This is a genomic window from Amycolatopsis circi, from assembly GCF_003385235.1.
Lineage (GTDB): Bacteria > Actinomycetota > Actinomycetes > Mycobacteriales > Pseudonocardiaceae > Amycolatopsis > Amycolatopsis circi.
Genome location: NZ_PQIA01000049.1, coordinates 22733 through 44194 on the forward strand (window position 1 = coordinate 22733; position 21462 = coordinate 44194).

Sequence of the window (21462 nt, forward strand, 5' to 3'; positions counted from 1 at the left end):
GTTAGCGGGCTTCCAGTTCCTCGTCCAGCAGCGCGAACAGCTCGTCTGCGCTGGCTCCTTCCACTTCCTCGTCCGGCACCAGCGACGCGAGCACTGCCTTCAGCCGCGTCACGACCCCCGAGACTTCGTCCGGTTCGATGCTCCGCACGACGTCTTCCAGCGCGTCCAACTGGACCTCGACTGCCGACGGCGCGCCGTCCGCGACGAGATGTTCTCCGAGGACCTGCACGGACGGGTAGTCGAAGATCAGCGTCGCGGGCAGGCGCATACCGGTGAGAACGTCCAGACGGTTGCGCAGTTCGATGGCGGTCAGGGAATCGAAGCCCAGTTCGATGAAGCCCTTTCGTGGGTCGACCGCGTCCCGGCGTTCGTGGCCCAGGACTACGGCGGCGGTTCCGCAGACCAGGTCGACGGCGGCCCGGACTCGTTCGGTCCCGGACAGGCGCAGCACCTGGTTCCAGGAATCGTCGACGACCTCGACGCGGCGGCGGCCTCGGACCAGGCCGCGCAGCATCGCGGGGACGCTGTGCGCGTCGGCGCGAAGGCCGGACATGTCCAGTCGCACCGGCACCAGCGAGGGCTGGCCGGCGGCGACGGTCGCGTCGAACAGTTCCAGGCCGTCGGCGAACGACAGGCCGAAGACGCCGGACCTGGCCATGCGGATCAGGTCGGTGTCGGCCAGATCGTTGGACATGCCGCCTTCGGACCACAGACCCCAGGCGAGCGACACGGCGGGCACGCCTTGCGCTGCGCGGTGGTGAGCCAGTGCGTCCAGGAAGACGTTCGCCGCCGAGTAATTGGCTTGGCCCGCGGCACCGAGAGTTCCGCCGGCCGACGAGTACAGCACGAAGGCGGCCAGGTCCAGGGACGCGGTCAGTTCGTGCAGATGCCAAGCGGCGTCGACCTTCGGGCGGAGTACAGCGTCCATGCGTTCCGGAGTCAACGACAGGAGCACGCCATCGTCGACGACGCCTGCGGTGTGGATCACCGCGGTCAGCGGGTGGTCGGACGGCACGTCGGCGATGAGGTCTGCGACGGCGTCTCGGGAGGCGAGGTCGCAGGCCACCAGCGAGACTGAGGCACCCAGCTCGGTCAGGGAAGCGGCGAACTCGTCGGCTCCTGGAGCGGCGGCACCGCGACGGCTCGTGATGAGCAGGTTGCGGACGCCGTGTTCGATGACCAGGTGCCGGGCGATCAGCTGTCCGAGCACGCCGGTGCCGCCGGTGACGAGGACGGTGCCGTCCGGGTCGAAGGCGACGGTGCCGGATGGGACGTACTTTGCCAGGCGGTGCACCAAAACCGCGCCGTCGCGGACTGCGACGCCGGGTTCGTCGGCATACATCGCGCCGAGCACTGCGCCGATCGGCAGTGGGCCGTTGTCGAGGTCTACCACCATGAATCGGTCTGGGTACTCGAGTTGCGCAGTACGGATCACGCCCCACAGCGCCGCGTGGGTGAGGTCGGGTGCGCCCTCGTCGGGACGAGTGGCGATCGCGCCCGCGGCGACGACGACCAAGCGCGAAGCCGCCAGAACATCCTCGGCGACCCAGGCTTGGGACAGGGAAAGGAGGTCGTGAACAGCGTCGCGAGCGCCTTCTGGGGTGGCGGTTGCCGGGGCCGCGAAAGGCACGTAGACGACGTCCGGGACCAAGGCGCCGTTGTGGATCGCTTCCAGCAGCTCTTTGAGATCCACATAGGACACCCCGCCGAGGCCGAAGGTGTCGCTGCCCAGGATCGCGGTGGTCACGGCGGTGACGTCGTCGCCCTGCCACGGCACCCAGTCGACGCGGAACAGCGAATCGTCCACAGCCGAACGCGCGGTGGTGGCGAACGCGTCGTCCGCGATCGGGCGCAGTGCCAGCGAGTCCACACGCAGCACTGGTGCGCCGGACGCGTCTGTTGCGGTGAGCGAGACGGTGTTCTCGACCTCCGACGAGATCAGCACGCGGATGCTTGCCGCGCCACCGGCATACAGCGAGACGCCGGACCAGGCGAACGGCAAGACCGGCTTGTCCTCGGTCGGCCCGACGAGGCCGATCGTGTGCAGGGCAGCGTCCAGCAGCGCGGGGTGCAGGCCGAACGCGCTGCCGTCCGCGTGCTCGGGCAGCGCGACCTCGGCGGCCAGCACGTCGCCCGCCTGCCAGGCTCGACACAGGCCAGCGAAAACTGGGCCGTAGTCGAAGCCTTGCGCGGCAAGCTCGTCGTACCGGGAGGTCACGTCGATCTCTGTGGCTCCGGTCGGCGGCCATTGCGCAGGCGGTGCGGACGGCGAACCGGCTGGGGAGAGCCGGCCGCTGCCGTGCTGGACCCATTCGTCGGCGTCCTCGGCCTGGGAGAAGATCCCCAGCGCCCGGGTGCCGTCGGCTTCCTCCGCGCCGACGGTCACCTGCAGCCGCACCGCGCCCTGTTCGGGCAGGATCAACGGTGCGGCCAGGGTGAGTTCGTCGACTAGTCCGCAGCCGACCTCGTCGCCCGCCCGCACGGCCAGCTCGACGAACGCCGTGCCGGGGAACAGCGCGTTGCCCTGGACGACGTGGTCGGCCAGCCATGGCTGCGCGGCCAGCGACAGCCGTCCGGTGAGGACGACGCCGCCGGAGTCCGCGGTGCCGACCACCGCGCCGAGCAGCGGGTGCGCCGCTTCCCGCTGCCCGACCTCGGCGACGCCGCGAGCCCGCGCGCCGGTCGGGTTGTCCAGCCAGTAACGCTTGCGCTGGAAGGCGTAGGTCGGCAGCTCGACCACGTGCGCGCCGGAGTAGAACGCGTCCCAGTCGACGGTCCCGCCAAGCGTGAACAGAGCCGCGACCGCGGCGGCGGCCGACTCTGCCTCGGCTCGGTCCTTGCGCAGGACGGGGACGAAGGTGGCGTTGGCGAGGGTGGCATTGACGGTGGCCGGGTCGAGGCTGGCGGCACCGCCGACCGTGGAACCGGCACCTGCTGCACTAGCCCTGGATGCACCGCCGCGCGCATCGTTGCCACCTGCGCCGGCGGCACTGCGAAGAGCCGCGTCGCCACCGTTAGCCGCACCGCCGAGCGTGGCACCGGCAGCGCTGTCGCGAGCAGCGTCGCTGACAGCGCCGCCCACGTTCGCACCGCCGCCGACCGCCTCACCGCCGACTGCGCGTCCGCCGACCGAGCGTCCGCCACCGGCACCGCTCCTAGCACCAGTCGCACCCGCCGCAGCGGTGTCGGCGCAGTTTTGGCCCATCGCGGTCAGCACCGCGCTCGGGCCGACTTCGACGAACGTGTTCACTCCGGCACCGGCCAGCGCGCGCACGCCGTCCGCGAAGCGCACTGCCGAGCGGACTTGGCGCACCCAGTAGTCCGGCGTCGCCACATTCGCCGACAGTTCCACTGTGGACACCACCGGTACCGATGGCTCAGAGTACGTCAGCGTGCGCGCCACCGCGGCGAACTCGTCCAGCATCGGGTCCATGAGCGGCGAATGGAACGCGTGCGACACCCGCAACCGCGAAGTTCGAGCAAATTTCCCAGCAACCGCAAGTACTTCTTCTTCTACCCCCGACAATACCACCGACCTAGGGCCATTCACGGCGGCGATTCCTACACCATCGGTTAATAGCGGAAGCACCTCGTCCTCGGTAGCCTGCACCGCGACCATCGCCCCGCCAGTGGGCAATGCCTGCATGAGCCGCGCCCGGGCGACTACCAGTTTTCCGGCGTCTGCAAGGGAAAGCACCCCGGCGACGTGGGCGGCGGCGATTTCTCCGACGGAGTGGCCCAGCAGGTAAGCAGGCTGGATGCCCCACGACTCCAAAAGCCGGTACAGGGCGACTTCCACTGCGAACAGAGCAGGTTGCGTGTAGCCGGTCTGGTCGAGCCGGTCTGCGTCGGCGAGCAGAGAGCGCAGGGGGACATCGAGGTCCAGCGCAGCGCCGACCTCGTCCAGAGCGGCTGCGAAGACGGGGTAAGCGGCGGCGAGGTCTAGGCCCATGCCTGCCCGTTGAGCGCCTTGGCCGGTGAAGAGGAAAGCCGTCCGTCGCGCAGAAGACACGCCTTCAACCACCGCGGAAGAAGGGCGGCCTGCTGCATAATCGCCGAGAGCACGCGCAGCAGCTTCCCGATCAGCAGCCACCACTCCGGCTCGGTATTCGCTGAGAGTTCGCGTAGTAGCAAGGGAAAGACCGACATCCGCGGCAGAGCCCGAAGGAGCAGACTCAGCCAGTAGAGAAGCCTGGGCCCGCAAAGCCTCCGACGAGGAAGCCGAGAGCAGCCAGGTAACTGGCCCGACAGAAGAGGAAGGCACAGGAGCCGGATCGCCTTGCTCGACAATCACATGCGCGTTCGTCCCACTGATGCCGAACGACGACACCGCAGCGCGCCGGGGGCGGTCGGTCGACGGCCAAGGCGTCGATTCGTTCAGCAGCGCGACGGTGCCGTCCGCCCAGTCGACGTGCGGCGAAGGCTCGTCCACGTGCAGCGTCGGCGGTAGCACACCCCGCCGGAGCGCCTCGACCATCTTGATGACGCCGCCGACCCCTGCGGCAGCTTGGGTGTGCCCGACGTTCGACTTGAAAGAACCGACGTACAAGGGGCGTGAAGGGGTTGCGACCTTGCCGTAGGTGGAGATCAGGGCCTGGGCCTCGATCGGGTCGCCCAGTTTGGTGCCGGTGCCGTGGGCTTCCACGGCGTCCACATCGGACAGTTCCAGGGAGGCATCAGCCAGGGCCGCCCGGATTACCCGCTGCTGGGCTGGGCCGTTCGGCACGGTGATCCCGCTCGAAGCGCCGTCCGAGTTCACCGCGCTGCCGCGGAGTACCGCGAGCACGTGGCGTCCGTTGCGCCGAGCGTCGGAAAGCCGTTCCAGCAACAGCATTCCGGCACCTTCGGAACACCCGACGCCGTCCGCGCCGCTGCCGAAGGCCTTGCAGCGGCCGTCCGAGGACAGGCCGTGCTGTTCGCTGAAGTACACGAACATGTCCGGCGTGACCATCACCGTCACGCCGCCCGCCAAAGCCAGCGAGCATTCACCGCGCCGAAGTGCTTGTGCGGCAAGGTGCATCGCGACCAGCGAGGATGAGCACGCGGTGTCCACCGACACCGACGGACCTTCGAGGCCGAGCGTGTACGAGACGCGCCCGGAGATCAGGCTGCCGTCGCTGCTGCCCGCGCCGTAGTCGTGGTACATGACGCCGGTGAACACCCCGGTCGCGCTACCGCGAAGGGTCGACGGCACGATCCCGGCGCGCTCGACGGCTTCCCACGCGGTTTCGAGCAGCAACCGCTGCTGCGGGTCCAGCGTGATCGCCTCGCGCGGGCTGATTCCGAAGAACTCCGGCTCGAAATCGGCGGCGTCGTAAAGAAAACCGCCTTCGTTCGAGTACGTCGTGCCGGGCCGGGCACCCGTCGGGTCGTGCAGGGCGGCGGTGTCCCAGCCGCGGTCGGCCGGGAACTCGCCGATCGCGTCGACGCCGCCGGCCACCAGGTCCCACAGCTGCGCGGGCGTGGTGACCCCGCCGGGATACCGGCAGCCCATGCCGATGATCGCGATCGGCTCGGACTGCCGTGCGGCCAGCCGCTGGTTGTCCGCACGGAGCCGTTCGTTGTCCGTCATGGACTGCCGCAGCGCGGCGACGATCTGCTCGGTCGAAGGAGCGGACTTGTCGCTCACTGGGATTCACCCCGTTCGTCGGTGCCGCCCATCGCGGAGCGGACCAGGTCGGCCAGGTCCATCGAGGCGACTGCCGCCGCCGCATCATCGGTGCCGTTCAGTTCTTCCACCGAGACCGCAGACTCAGCGGGAGCAGGAGCCAGTTCCGCCAGCAGGTGCCGGGCCAAAGGCAGCGGGCTCGGGTAGTCGAAGATCAGCGTCGCGGGCAGCCGCAGCCCGGTCGCGGCGCCGAGCCGGTTGCGCAGCTCCAGCGCGGCAAGCGAGTCGATGCCTAGGTCGGTGAAGCCCTTCTCGACCCCCACCGCCGACGCCTCGTCATACCCGAGGACTGCCGCCGTGTGCTCGCGCACCAGGTTCAACGCCGCCGAGTCCCGCTCGTCCGCCGGGAGCGCGGCGAGCTTGTCGGCGAACCCGGCCTCCGGCTCGGCCGACGAGGCAACAGCCGCCCGCCGCGGTCCGGCAGTGACGAGCCCCTTCAGCAGCGCCGACGCACGGTCGGCGTCCTTGAGGTCGAGCTTCACCGGCACCAACGCCGCCGCCGAAGCAGCCAGAGCGGCGTCGAACAGCTCGAGCCCCTCAGCCGCCGACAGTTCCGCGACGCCGGACCGGGCGATATGCGCCAGGTCGACCTCGCCGTCGGTGCCTTCCCACGGGCCCCACGCGAGCGACGTCGCCGGGAGGCCAAGCGAAGCGCGGTGTTCGGCCAGCGCGTCCAGGAACACGTTCCCAGCCGCGTAGTTCGCCTGTCCGGCAGCGAGCAGCAGACCGCCCGCCGAGGAGTAGAGGACGAACGCCGCCAGGTCCCGAGTAGCCGTCAGCTCATGCAGGTTCCAGGCCGCGTCGACCTTGGGGCGCAACACATTCTCGACCTGCTCGGGCGTCAAAGCGCTCAGCACCGCACTGTCCATCTGCCCCGCCGCGTGCACCACGGCGGTCAGCCGCGGCAGCGTGTCGAGCAGCTTCGCCAGCGCATCCCGATCGGTGACGTCGCACGCGGCGACAGTCACCTTCGCGCCCTCGCTGGCCAGTTCGTCGACCAGCTCCCGCGCCCCCGCCGCGTCGAGACCGCGACGGCTGGTCAGGACCAGGTCACGGGCACCGCGAGCGACCAGGTGCCGCGCCAGCAGCCCGCCGAGCAGACCCGCGCCGCCGGTGATCAGCACCGTGCCATCCGGATCCCACTCGACCGTCTCGCCGACCTCGGTGACCCGGGTCAGCCGAGGCACGCGCACCTCGCCGTTTCGCACCCGCGCTTCCGGTTCGCCGGACGCGACGACCGCGGGCAGCGCCCGGGCCGACTCCGCCGAAGCGTCGAGGTCCACGACCTGGATCCGGCCGGGATTCTCCGCCTGCGCGGCCCGCACCAGTCCCCAGACCGGAGCCTGCGCCAGCTCGTCGCGAGTGACCACGACCAGCTTGCCATTGCCCACCGAAAGCCAGTTCTGCAAGTGCCGCAACGTTTCTTGTACCACCTCGTGCACCCGAGAAGGCACCGAACCGGAACCCGAACCGACCGGCAGCACCAGTACGTCCGCATCGACCGGCTCGGCCTTCAACGGCACGCCGAGACCGAGGTCGTCAGTGCCGAGCACAGCCCAGCCGTCCAGCGAAGGCACCAGTCGCACGCCCGAAGCGGGCTGCCATTCGATGCGGTACAGCGAGTCCGGCACCTTCGCGCCGAGCTGGCCTTCCGACACCGGCCGCGTGACCAGCGAGGCGATTTGCGCCACCGGAGCACCAGCGGCGTCGGCCAGGTCGAGCGACGAACCGCTCTCGGTCTTCCGGACCCGCACCCGCAGCGCGGTCGCACCGCTGGCCTGCAGCGACACCGAGTTCCACGCGAACGGGATGGTCGTCTCGGTCAATGCCTTCGGACCGCCCGGGATCAGGAAGTCCGTCGCGCCGAGTGCCGAGTCGAGCAGCCCGGGGTGCAGGCCGAACTCGTTCGCCGCGGTGCTTTCCGGCAGCGCGACCTCGGCGTACACCTCGCCTTCTCGGAGCCAGATCGCCCGCAGGTTGCGGAACGTCGGCCCGTAGCCGAAGCCGAGGCCGGCCAGGTCGTCGTACAACCCAGTCAGGTCAACCGATTCCGCATCGGACGGCGGCCACTCGCTCAGCGAGAATTCCGCCGCCGCCCCATTGGCCAGCGTGCCCGCAGCGTGCTGGACCCAGCCGGACTCGGTCCGCGAGTGCACCGACAGCTCCCGGCGTCCGCTGCCGTCCGGCGCGCTGATGACCACGCGCAGGTCGACCCCGTCTTCCGGCAGCAGCAACGGTGCCTGCTGCGTCAGCTCCTCCAGCAGGTTGCAACCGACCTGGTCACCGGCGTGAATCGCCAGCTCGACGTACGCGGTGCCGGGCAACATCGTCCGCCCCATCACCACGTGGTCAGCGAGCCACGGTTGCGTCGCGACCGACAGTCGTCCGGTCAGCACCGCGCCGCCGTCCGGCAGCTCGACCAGGGCACCCAGCAGCGGGTGTCCGGCCGACTGTGCGCCCAAAGTGCTGACGTCGCCGGTCGGCTTCGTCGCGTCGAGCCAGTACGACTTGTTCTGGAACGCGTACGTCGGCAAGTCCACAGTGGACGCACCTTGGCCGGTGAACAGCGCCTTCCAGTCGATCTTCGCGCCCCGGGAGAACAGCGTGGCCAGCGCGGTGAACACGGTCGGCACCTCGGCCCGGCCGCGGCGCATCGCGGGCACCTGGACGACCCGGTCCGGCCGGTCGGCCACCGCGGTGTCGCATTCGCGAGCCATCCCGGTGAGCACTGCGTCCGGCCCCAGCTCGACGAACCGGGTCACGCCCGCGGCGAGCAAAGTGCTGGCCCCGTCGGCGAACCGGACGGCCTCCCGCACGTGGCCCACCCAGTACTGCGGCGAGCACAATTCGGCCGCACTCGCGATCTTGCCGGTCACGTTCGACACCACGGGGATCGACGGCGCGGAGTAGGACAGTTTCTCCGCCACCACCGCGAACTCGGCCAGCATCGGCTCCATCAGCGACGAGTGGAACGCGTGCGACACGACCAGCTGCTTCGTCCGGCGACCAGCGTCGGAGAAGGTCGCCATGGCAGCCTTCACCGCGTCTTCCGGACCGGAGATGACCACCGACCGCGGCCCGTTGACCGCAGCGATGTCCACCCCGTCCGGAAGCGAGGCTCGCACCTCGTCCTCGGTGGCCGCGATCGCCGCCATCGTGCCTCCGGTCGGCAGCGCCTGCATGAGCCGGCCGCGAGCGGCGACCAGCGAGCAGGCGTCGGCCAGCGAGAACACTCCGGAGACGTGTGCCGCGGCCAGTTCGCCGATGGAGTGCCCGGCGACGTAATCCGGGGTGACGCCCCATGATTCGACCAGCCGGTACAGCGCCACCTCGATCGCGAACAGCGCGCATTGCGTATATGCGGTCTGGTTGAGCAGCGGCGAATCTTCCCAGATCACCTGCTTGAGCGGCGTTTCCAGCTCGGCGTCGAAGAGTCCGCAGATCTCGTCGAACGCTCCGGCGAAGGCCGGGAACGCCTCGTACAGTCCGCGTCCCATGCCCGGCTGCTGCGCGCCCTGTCCGGTGAACAGGAACGCCGTCAGGTCGGCCGCGCTGACCGTGCCCGCCACGGTGCCCGCCGGGGTCCGGCCGTCGGCCAGTCCGTCGAGTGCCTTCAACGCTGCTTCGCGGTCCGCCGCCAGGACCACCGCACGGTGGTCGAGTGCGGCCCGCGCAGTGGCCAAGGTGTAGCCGACGTCGGTCAGGCTGGCGTCCGGGTTGGCTCGCAGGTGCGTGGCCAGCCGAGCGGCCTGGTCGGCGAGCGCCGAGGCGACCGAACCTGCCAGCGGCAACGGGATTGCCGGGAGTTCCGGTGCGGTGCGCCGGGTTTCGTCGGCCGGAGCAGGCGGGGCCTCCTCGATGATGATGTGCGCGTTGGTTCCGCTGATGCCGAACGACGAGACACCAGCGCGACGCGGGTGTCCGTTCCGCAGCCACGGCCGCGGTTCGGTGAGCAGCTCGATGTCGCCCGTGGTCCAGTCGACGACCGGCGACGGCGCGTCGACGTGCAGCGTCTTCGGCAACATGTTGTGCCGCAACGCTTGCACGACCTTCATCACGCCAGCCGCGCCACCGGACGCCTGCGCGTGGCCGATATTCGACTTCACCGAACCCAGGTACAGCGGCCGCCCGTCCGGACGGTCCTGGCCATAGGTGGCCAGCAGCGCCTGCGCCTCGATCGGGTCGCCCAGCTTGGTGCCCGAACCGTGCGCCTCGACAGCGTCCACATCGGACGGTCGCAGCCCGCCAGCGGCAAGGGCCGCGTGGATCACGCGTTCCTGCGACGGGCCGTTCGGGGCGGTCAGACCGTTGGACGCGCCGTCCTGGTTCACCGCGCTCGACCGGACCACCGCGAGCACCTCGTGCCCGTTGCGTTGCGCGTCGGACAGCCGCTCCAGCAGCAGCAGACCCGCACCCTCAGCCCAGCCGACGCCGTCCGAAGCCGCGGAGAACGACTTCGACCGGCCGTTGGGCGAAAGCACCCCCTGGCGGCTGGAGTCGACGAACAGGTCCGACTGCGACAGCACCGTGACACCGCCGGCCAGCGCCAGCCCGCACTCCCCCGCCCGCAGCGCCTGCACCGCGAGGTGCAGCGTGACCAGCGAGGACGAGCACGCGGTGTCCACCGTCATGCTCGGGCCCTCAAGACCGAGCAGGTAGGAGATGCGACCGGAGACGACCGCGCCGGAGCTGCCGTTCGGGATGTAGGCGGCGACGTCGGCCGGGGCGCCCGGGGCGCGGCTGCCGTAGTCGTCGTACATCGCGCCGGTGAAGACGCCGGTCAGGCTGCCGCGCAGCACGGTCGGGTCGATCCCGGCGCGCTCGATGGCCTCCCACGCGGTCTCCAGCAGGAGCCGCTGCTGCGGGTCCATTGCCATCGCCTCGCGCGGGCCGATGCCGAAGAACGCCGGGTCGAACTCCGCCGCGTCGTGCAGGAAGCCGCCCTGGTTGGCGTAGGTCTTGCCGCGCTTGCCGCGTTCCGGGTCGTAGATGCCCTCGGTGTCCCAGCCGCGGTTGGTCGGGAAGCCGGAGACCGCGTCGACCTCGTCGACCAGCAGCCGCCACAGGTCCTCCGGCGACCGGACGCCGCCGGGGTAGCGGCAGGCCATGCCGACGATCGCGATCGGTTCCTGCATCGACGCGTTCGTCCGGGTCGTCGTCGCCGGGACCTTCGCGACCGCGCCGAGCAGCTTGCCCTTCACGAAGTCCGCGACGGCCTTGGCGGTCGGGTGGTCGAAGATCAGCGTCGCCGGGAGCGTCAGGCCGGTCGCGGTGCCGAGGAGGTTCCGGAGTTCGACCGCGGCGAGCGAGTCGAAGCCCAGCTCCTTGAACGCCCGCGTTCCGTCCACTTCGGACTTGTCCGCGTAGCCGAGCACGGTGGCCACCTGCGTGCGGACGAGGTCGAGCAGCACTCGGTCCCGTTCGCTCTCGACCAATGCGGCCAGTTCGTCAGCGAGCGCGTTGTCCGCTGCTTTGGCCGCCTTCGCCACGCGACGCGCCTTCGGCGGCACGAAACCACGCAGCAGTGCGGGCAGTTCGTCGGTGCGCGCTCGCAGAGCCGCGACGTCCACGCGAAGTGGCGCGATGACCGCGTCTTCGGTGGCCACGGCGGCGTCGAACAGAGCCAAGCCCTGCTCGGCGGTCACCGCGGGCAGGCCCAGGCGGGCCATCCGGGCGAGGTCGGCTTCGGCGAGGTCGCCGCCGAGTCCGGTGTTCTCCGCCCATAGACCCCAGGCCAGCGCGGTTGCCGGAAGCCCGGCCGCGCGCCGGTGTTCGGCGAGCCCGTCGAGGAACGCGTTGGCCGCGGCGTAGTTCGCCTGTCCAGCGGGCAGCACCTGGCCGCCAGCGGAGGAGAACATGACGAACGCGGACAGCTGACGGTCGGCGGTCAATTCGTGCAGGTGCCAGGCCGCGTCGACCTTCGGCCGCAGCACCGTGTCGAGTTGCTCTGCGGTAAGCGAGTCGAAGACGCCGCTGTCGGCGGTACCGGCGGCGTGTACCACCGCGCCGAGGTCCGGCAGGCCGTTGACCAGCTGCTCGACCGCCGCACGGTCAGCAACATCGCAAGCCGCCACCTGGACGGTCGCGCCCAGGTCAGTCAGCTCTTCGACCAGCTGCGCGGCACCCGGAGCGTCGAGACCGCGGCGGCTGGTGAGCACCAGGCTCTCCACGCCGTGCTCGGCCACCAGATAGCGCGCCAGCAGGCTGCCGAGACCGCCGGTGCCGCCGGTGATCAGGACGGTGCCGTCCCACGAGGCGGTGCCGGCCGATTCGGTGCGGGTGTAGCGCGGAGCGAGCACTGCACCGGCACGGATTGCCGCTTCCGGTTCACCGGAGGCGACCACCGCGGCGATCGTCTCGACCGTCGCGGCTGTGCTGGACTCGTCAGCGTCGATCAGGAACACGCGTCCGGGGTGTTCGGCTTGTGCCGCCCTGGCGAGGCCCCACAGCAGACCCTGGGTAACGTCCACAGTGGACTCACCGGCTGGGACTGCCGACTGCGTGACGATGGCGAGTTTCGTGTCGGTCAGCCGCGATTCGGCCAGCCATGCCTGGATTTCGGCGAGCAGCCAGGTCACGTTGGCCCGCGCCGCTTCCGGCACCGCGCCGTCCGCGGCAGGCACCGAGAGCGTCACGAGACCGGGTACCGGCTCGCCGCGATCTACCGCACCGAGCAGGTCAGCGAACCCGCTGTAGGTGGCGGCCACGCCGACCCGGCCCTGGCCAATCGCGACGACGTCGCCCGGCTCCGCGGCCGGGACCGGCACGGACTGCCAGCCGATCTTGAGCAGCGAACCATCCGTGGTCTCCGCCTGCGCGGCCAGTTCGGTCCGCACTGGCCGCGAGACCAGCGAGTCGACCGACGCGACCGGGTTGCCTTCGCCGTCCGCGACCTCGATCGAGGACAGCTCGTCACCGTCCAGGCGCACGATCCGCACCCGCAGCACCGAAGCGCCGACCGCGTGCAGGCTGACGCCGTTCCACACGAACGGAAGCAGCGTCGAACCGCTCGGGTCGCCGAGGAGGTCGGCGTGCATGGCGGTGTCGAGCAGCGCCGGGTGCAGGCCGTAGGAACCCGCCGTGGACGCGGCCGGTTCCGGCAGCGAGACCTCGGCGAAGACCTCGTTGCCCCGTCGCCACGCGGCCTGGAGGCCCTGGAACGCCGGGCCGTAGCCGTAACCACGCTCGTTGAGCCGCTCGTACGCGCCCTCGACCGGGATCGGGGTCGCGCCCGCCGGCGGCCATTCGGTGAGGCCAGCGGGTTCCGGCCGCGCGGTGGCGGACAGCGTGCCCAGCGCGTGCTGCGTCCAGTCGCCGTCCGATTCGACCGGGCGGGAGAACACGGTGACCGGGCGACGATCTCCGTTCGCGGGGCCGACCACGACCTGCAGCGCGACCGCGCCGTCCGGCGACAGGATGAGCGGCGCTTGCAGCGTCAGCTCCTCGACCACCGGGTGGCCGACCTGGTCGCCAGCCGCGACGGCCAGCTCGACGAATCCGGTGCCGGGCACCAGGATCGCGCCCTTGACGACGTGGTCAGCCACCCACGGCACCGACGAGGCGGACAACCGTCCAGTGAGGACAGTGGTGTCCGAACCGGACAGTGCCACGACCGCGCCCAGCATCGGGTGCGCCAGCGGCTGCTGGCCGACCGAAGCGACATCGCTGGACGGCGTCGCATCGAGCCAGTAACGCTTGTGCTGGAAGGCATACGTCGGCAGGTCGAGCCGGACCGGACCGTCGCCCAGCAGCAGACCGAGCTTCGCCGCGCCGCGGATGTGGAGACGACCCGCAGCGGTGAGCGCGGTGCGCACCTCGTCTTGGTCGCGCCGTCCAAACGGGACGAACTCCGCGTCGACGCTCTGCGGGCCGAGCGCGGACAGCACGCTGTCCGGGCCGATCTCCAGGAACGTCTGGACGCCGCTCTCCGCCAGGGTCGTAACCGCAGCGCCGAAACGGACGGTCTCTCGGACATGGGTGACCCAGTATTCCGGCGAACGCAGCTCGTCGTCGGTGGCGGGTTTCCCAGTGACCGTCGAGACAATCGGGATCTTCGGTGCCTCGTAGGTCAATCCAGCGGCGATTTCGCGGAACTCGTCGAGCATCGGCGTCATCAAAGGCGAGTGGAACGCGTGGCTCACGCGCAACCGTCGCGTTTGGACCTCGCCAGCAGCCCGCTCGATCTCGGCGACCACGTCCGCGTCACCCGAGACGACCACGGCAGTCGGGCCGTTCACCGCTGCGATGCTGACCGCGTCTTCATGGCCCTGCAGCAGGTCGCGGACCGCGTCTTCGGTCGTGGAGAACGAGACCATCGCGCCTCGACGGTCGTTCAGCGCACCCATCAACCGGCCGCGCGCGGCGACCAGTTTCGCTGCGTCCGCAAGGGAAAGCACACCGGCGACGTGGGCCGCGGCCAGCTCGCCGATCGAGTGCCCGGCGAGCGCGTCGGGCCGGAACCCCCACGACTCGGCAAGCCGGAACAGCGCGACCTCGACCGCGAAAAGCCCGGTTTGGGTGTACTGCGTCTGGTCCAGCAGCCCGCGGTCGGCGAGTTCGGTGGTGCCGAACACGACGTCTCGCAGCGGCACGTCGACCAGCGGATCGATCGCTGCGCACACCGCGTCGAACGCCGTCGCGAAGGCTGGGTATGCGTCGTACAGCTCGCGTCCCATGCCGACCCGCTGCGCGCCCTGGCCGGAGAACAGGAAGGCGAGCTTCCCGTCCACGACCTGACCGGTCGGTGCATCGCCGCCAGCCAGCGCGTCGAGTCCGTCGGCGAGTTCAGCCGCAGTTTCGGCGACAACCACCGCACGGTGTTCCAGCGAGGCTCGCGTCGCAGCCAGCGAACGCGCGATCTCCGCGACGGAAACGCCCTCAGCCAGCCAGGAACGCAGCCTCGCCGCCTGTCCGCGCACCGCAGCGGCGGACCGGCCGGACAGCGCGACCGGAACGATCGTCTGCGTTTCGGAAGGCCGTTCGACCGGGATCGCCGGAGCCTGCTCCAGGATGACGTGCGCGTTCGTGCCGCTGATGCCGAACGACGACACCGCGGCGCGACGCGGCCGCTCCGGTGACCAGTCCCGCTTTTCGGTCAGCAGCCGGACCGCGCCAGTTTCCCAATCGACCACAGTGGACGGACGGTCGACGTGCAGCGTCTGCGGCAATTGGCCGTGCTGCATCGCCATGACCATCTTGATGATGCCCGCGACACCCGCCGCGGCCTGCGTGTGCCCGATGTTGGACTTGATCGACCCGAGCCACAGCGGCTCTTCGCGGTCCTGCCCATAGGTGGCCAGCAGCGCCTGCGCTTCGATCGGGTCGCCCAGAGTGGTTCCGGTGCCATGACCTTCGACAGCGTCCACTTCGGACGGCTGCAGACCAGCGTCAGCGAGCGCCTTCGCGATCACGCGTTGCTGCGAAGGACCATTCGGTGCGGTAAGGCCATTCGACGCGCCGTCGTGGTTCACCGCAGAGCCGCGGAGAACCGCAAGAACCGGGTGGCCGTTGCGGCGAGCGTCGGACAGCCGCTCGACGAGCAGCATGCCCGCGCCCTCGCCCCAGCCGGTGCCATCCGCAGCTTCGGCGAACGCCTTGCACCGGCCGTCGGAGGAAAGTCCGCGCTGACGGCTGAAGTCGATGAAAGTGTCCGGAGTGGACATCACGGTGACACCGCCGGCCAGCGCCAGCGTGCACTCGCCGCGACGCAGCGCCTGCACCGCCCAGTGCAGCGCGACCAGCGAGGACGAGCACGCAGTGTCCACAGTGACCGTCGGGCCTTCCAGCCCCAGCGCGTACGACACGCGACCGGACACGACACTGGCGAGGCTGCCGTTGCCGAGGTAGCCCGCGATGTCATCGGAGACTGTGCCGAGACGGGTGCCCCAGTCGTGGTACATCACGCCGGCGAACACACCGGTCGCACTGCCGCGCAAGGCAACCGGGTCGATTCCGGCGCGCTCGAACGCCTCCCACGAGACCTCCAGCAGCAACCGCTGCTGCGGGTCCATCGCCGCCGCCTCGCGCGGGCTGATCTCGAAGAAGTCCGCGTCGAACTCGGCCGCGTCGTGCAGGAAGGCACCGTGCTTGACGTAGGAGTAGCCGGGCTTGCCGGGCTCCGGGTCGTACAGGGAGTCGACGTTCCAGCCGCGGTCGACCGGGAAGCCGGACAGCGCTTCCTCGCCTTCGGACACCAGCCGCCACAGATCTTCCGGCGTCGCGACGCCACCGGGGTAGCGGCAAGCGATGCCAACGATCGCGATCGGTTCCTCCGGGTCCACAGTGGTCACCGGAGCGATGGGACGCGTCGGAGCCAGGCCAGCCAGCCGCGACGCCAGGTACTCGGCGAGCGCGCGCGGCGTCGGGTAGTCGAACACCAGCGTCGCGGGCAGCCGCATGCCGGTGACCGAGTCGAGGATGTTGCGCAGTTCCACCGCGGCCAGCGAGTCGAAGCCGATCTCGCCGAACGGGCGGGCCGGGCTGATCGCGTCCGCGCTGTCGTGGCCGAGGACGGCCGCGACGTGCGTGCGCACCAGGTCGAGCAGCGCGCGGTCCCGGTCGGCCTCGGCGAGGTGCGCGAACCGTTCGGCGAACTGCTGCTCGGGCGTCACTTCCCCAGTAGCGACCGCGATCCGGCGACGACCGGCGGGAACGAGCCCGCGCAGCACGGCCGGAACGTCCTCGCCACGCGACCGCAGTGCAGCCCGGTCTACGCGCGTCGGCACGACCGTCGGAACGCCGGTGCCGAGCGCAGCGTCCAGTGCGGCAAGGCTTTCCGACACAGTCAGCGGAGCCAGACCCAGCCGCGCGATGCGGTTACGGTCCACTTCGGACAGTGTCGCGCCCATGCCGATCGCTTGACCGGCGTCGGGTGCCCACAGGCCCCAGGCCAGCGACGTCGCGGGCAGGCCAGCGGCGTGGCGGTGCTCGGCCAGCGCGTCGAGGAAGGTGTTGCCAGCGGCGTAGTTCGCCTGTCCAGCACCGTCGGCGAGACCCGCCGAGGAGGAGAACAGGACGAACGCCGACAGGTCTAGCTCCGCAGTCAGTTCGTGCAGCGCCCACGCCGCGTCGAGCTTCGGAGCCAGGACTGCGTCGAGTTGCTCGGCGGTCAGCGAGCCGATCATCGCGTTGTCGAGCACGCCTGCGGTGTGCACGACGGCGGACAGCGGGTGCTCCGCCTTCTTGATCGCCGCCGACAGCGAACGCTTCTTGCTGACGTCCGAGGCGACCACCTTCGCGGTCGCGCCCAGCTCGGCCAGCTCTTCGACCAGCTCAGCCGCGCCCGGTGCGTTGGGACCACGACGGCTGAGCAGCAGCAGGCTGCGTACGCCGTGCTTCGTGACCAGGTGCTTCGCGACCTGCGCACCGAGACCGCCGGTACCGCCGGTGATCAGCACGGTGCCGTCGGCCCGCCAGGTCGGCTCGCCAGCTTCGGCCGCCAACCGGACCATCCGGCCAGCGGAGACCATGTCACCGTCGATGCGCAGCTCCGGCTCGCCCGAACCGAGCGCGGTGGCCAGGGTCGCCGCGGTAGCCGCGCCCTCGACCAAGACCACGCGACCGGGGTGCTCGGCCTGCGCCGAACGCACCAGCCCGCGAACCGCGGAGTCGGCCAGCGTGCCGCGCGTGAGCACGACCAGCCGCGCCGAGCCATGGTCGGCCGCGAGCCATTGCTGCATAACCTTCAGTACGTAGTGGGCGGCTCGTGAGTGTTTGTCCCGGTTAGAACCGTGATCAGCACTCACGACTGGCAGCAGCACCGCCTCAGCCGCGTCGGGCAGGTCGGCCAGGTCGGTCACCGGCACGTCGAGGCCGCTTACCGGGCCCAGCGAAGTGAGCGTCGGCAGCTCGAAAGACCCGGTGACCGGCGTCCATTCGACGGTGTACAGCAGGTCGCGCGCCTGGGTGCCGAGGTCGGCCTCGCGGACCGGCCGCGAACGGAACGACTCGACGGACAGCACCGGCGTACCGGCCACGTCCGTCACGTCGATCGAGACACCGCCGGTGGCCGGGGACGTGATCCGCACCCGGACCTCGGCCGCGCCGGAAGCGTGCAGCCGCACACCGGTCCACGCGAACGGCAACCGGATCTCGTCCGGCTCGCGCGCCTCGCCTGGGGCGAAGTCGGTGGCGTGCAGAACCGCGTCGAGCAGCGCCGGGTGGACGCCGAACGCCGCGTCGCGCCCGGTCGCAGGCAGCGCGACCTCGGCAAACACGACGTCGTCGCGCTTCCACGCAGTGCGCAGGCCCTGGAACAGCGGGCCGTAGCCGTAACCCTGCTCGGCCAGTTCGGTGTACAGCTCACTCGTCGCGACCACTTCGGCACCAGCAGGCGGCCATTCACCACGCGGCGCGGGCTCGACCACCGGACCAGCAGCGAGGACACCGATGGCGTGCCGGGTCCAGGCCGCGTCGGCGTCGTTGTCGGGGCGGGAGTGGAACTCGATGGTGCGGCGGCCGTCGACGTCCGGACCGACTAGCGTCTGCAGCGCCACGCCGCCGGTCTCCGGCAGCGCGAGCGGGGCCTGCAGCGTCAGCTCGTCGACCACGCCGTAGCCGACCTGGGCGGCGGCGTGCAGAGCCATCTCGACGAACGCGGTTCCCGGCAGCACCGGGGTGCCCGCGATCGCGTGGTCAGCCAGCCACGGATGCGTCCGCAGCGCGACGCGACCGGTAAGGACCAGGCCGTCGTCGCCCGCCAGACCGATCTCGGCGGCGAGCAGCGGGTGCCCGGAAGCGAGCTGGCCGAAGTCCGCCGCGTCGCCGTGGCCGGTCGGCGCGGTGAGCCAGTAGTGCTTGTGCTGGAAGGCATACGTCGGCAAGTCGACCACTTGAGCCGGGCCGAAGAACGCTGTCCAGTCGATCGCCACGCCACGGGTGTGCAGGCGGCCGAGCGCGGCGGCGAGGGTGGTGACCTCGGGCCGGTCGCGACGCTGCGCGGGGGTGAACGCGATGGCGTCGCTGGTGCCGGCGGCCATCGCCGAGAGGACGGCGTCCGGGCCGACCTCGATCGCGGTCGTGACACCGGCGTCGACCAGGGCCTGGACCCCGTCGGCGAATCGCACCGCGCGGCGGACGTGCCACAGCCAGTACCCCGGCGAGCACAGTTCTTCCGCGGTCGCGATCCGGCCGGTCACGTTCGAGACGACCGGGATCGTCGGGGCCGCGTAGTCGACCACCTCGAGGATCTCGCGGAACTCGGCCAGCATCGGCTCCATCAGCGGCGAGTGGAACGCGTGCGACACGCGCAGCTCGCTGATCTTGCGGCCCTGCATGCGGAACACCGACACGACGGCTTCCACCGCCTCGCGCTCGCCGGAAACGACGACCGACGTCGGACCGTTCACCGCGGCCAGGCTGACCTGATCGCCGAGCAGCGGCTGGACTTCGTCCTCGGTCGCCGCGATGGCGACCATGGCACCTCCGCCCTTGCCCCCACCGCCACCCTCAACGGAGTCGCTCCGCGACGCTGTGTTGTTCCTGGGCAGCGCCTGCATGAGCCGTCCGCGAGCGGCGACGACCAGGCTCGCGTCGGCGAGCGACCACACGCCCGCGATGTGCGCGGCGGCCAGCTCGCCGATCGAGTGGCCGAGCAGGATGTCCGGGCGCACGCCCCACGATTCGAGCAGCCGCGCCAACGCGACCTCGACCGCGAACAGCGCGCACTGGGTGTACTGCGTTTCGTTCAGTTCCTCAGCGTTGTCGCCGAAGAGAACGTCGCGCAGCGGCGTCTCCATTTGGACGTCGAGGTGGTCGACGGCCTCGTCGAAGACCTCGGCGAACTTCGGGTAAGCCAGGTACAGCTCGCGCCCCATTGCGAGGCGCTGCGAACCCTGGCCGGTGAACAGCATCGCGAGCTTGCCCGGCGTGCGCTCGCCAAGGACGACGTTCGGGTCCTGCTCTCCTGCCGCCAGCGCCTGCAGCCCACGCACGGCGTCGGCGATGTTCTCCGCAACCACGACGGCGCGCTGATCGTGCGCGGCGCGACTGGTGGCGAGGGAGAAGCCGAGGTCAGTCAGCTGCTGGGATTCCACAGTGGACACCAGCGCGGCGGCCTGCGCCTTCAGTGCTTCTTCGCTGCGCGCCGACACCACCAGCGGTACGACCGGCAGCTCTTCACTGGTGATTTCCGCTGCTTCAACGGCCGGAGCCTGTTCGATGATGACGTGCGCGTTGGTGCCGCTCACGCCGAAGGACGAAATACCAGCGCGGCGCGGACGTTCGTTCTCCGGCCATTCCCGCTGTTCGGTCAGCAGCTCGACGGAACCCGCAGTCCAGTCGACGTGCGGCGTCGGCTCGTCCACGTGCAGCGTCTTCGGCAGCACGCCGTGCCGGATCGCCTCGACCATCTTGATGATGCCCGCGACGCCCGCCGCGGCCTGAGTGTGGCCGATGTTCGACTTGATCGACCCGAGCAGCAGCGGCGTCTCGCGGTCCTGACCGTAGGTGGACAGCAGCGCCTGCGCCTCGATCGGGTCGCCGAGCCGGGTCCCCGTGCCGTGCGCCTCGACAGCGTCCACATCGGACGCTTCCAGACCAGCGTCAGCCAGCGCGCGCTTGATCACGCGCTGCTGCGACGGACCGTTCGGCGCGGTAAGACCGTTCGACGCGCCATCGGAGTTGATCGCCGAGCCGCGGACCACGGCGAGCACTGTGTGTCCATTCGCGACTGCGTCGGAAAGCCGTTCCAGCACCAAGACGCCGACGCCCTCGGCGAACCCAGTTCCGTCCGCTGCCGCTGCGAAAGCCTTGCAGCGACCGTCTTCCGCCAGACCACGTTGACGACTGAACGCGGTGAACGTGCCTGGCGCGCCCATCACCGCGACGCCACCAGCCAGTGCGAGCTGGGTTTCCCCGCGCCGCAACGACTGCACCGCCAAGTGCAGCGCGACCAGCGAACCAGAGCAAGCGGTGTCGACAGTCAGCGTCGGCCCTTCCAGGCCGAGCGCGTAAGCGACGCGACCGGAGACGACGCTGGGCGCGTTGCCGGTGAGGAGGTAACCGTCGAGACCGTCGGGAGCTTCGTGCAGCCGCGGGCCGTACTCCTGCGCCTCCGCGCCGATGAATACGCCGCCCGGAGTGCCACGCAGCGTGGACGGGTCGATCTTGGCCCGCTCCAACGCTTCCCAAGCGGTCTCCAGCACGAGCCGCTGCTGCGGGTCCATTGCGGACGCTTCGCGCGGCGCGATGCCGAAGAACCCGGCGTCGAATTCCCCGGCGCCGGGCAGGAATCCGCCCGCGGTGACGTAGCTGCTGCCCGGCTTGTCGGGATCCGGGTCATACAGGCTGTCGAGGTCCCAGCCGCGGTCCTCCGGGAAGCCGGAGATGGTGTGCACCTCGTCGGAAACCAGCTGCCACAATGCTTCCGGCGACACCGCGCCGCCCGGGTAGCGGCAGCCGATGCCGACGATCGCGATCGGCTCGTCGTTCGCTGCCCCGGCGGCAAGTGTCGCGACGGACTCCTCCGCGCCGAACACCTCGGCGTGCAGGAAACGGGCGACCGCGGCCGGGGTCGGATAGTCGAAGGCCAGCGTCACCGGCAGGTCGAGCCCGGTCGCGTCGGTGAGCTGCGCGTGCAGCTCCACCGCCGCGAGCGAGTCGAAACCGTGGTCGGAGAACGCTTTCTCCGGGTCGAGGACGGCTGGCACCTCGGGCAGCGCGGCCTGCAGCGCCGCCCGCGTCGCGTCGTGGACCACGCCGGCGAGGAACCCCGCGCGGTCCGCCGGCGGCAGAAGCGTCAGCCGCTCCGCGAAGCCGGATTCCCGATTCTTCTCACTCTCACGCATTGCGCACTC

The 21462-nt window shown here is 70.5% G+C and carries 2 protein-coding genes; both read right to left on the bottom strand.

Features of this window, described 5'->3' with window-relative positions; translation table 11 throughout:
- Position 1: 1 nt before the first annotated feature.
- Positions 2-5629, bottom strand: a complete 5628-nt coding sequence (locus D0D37_RS48045) for a type I polyketide synthase (protein ID WP_244223616.1) — start codon at positions 5627-5629, stop codon at positions 2-4.
- Positions 5626-21453 (bottom strand): type I polyketide synthase, encoded by a 15828-nt coding sequence (locus D0D37_RS21660; protein WP_208720079.1) that lies wholly within the window; start codon positions 21451-21453, stop codon positions 5626-5628. Before D0D37_RS21660 ends, D0D37_RS48045 begins: the two co-directional genes overlap by 4 nt.
- Between the last annotated feature and the right edge of the window lie 9 nt (positions 21454-21462).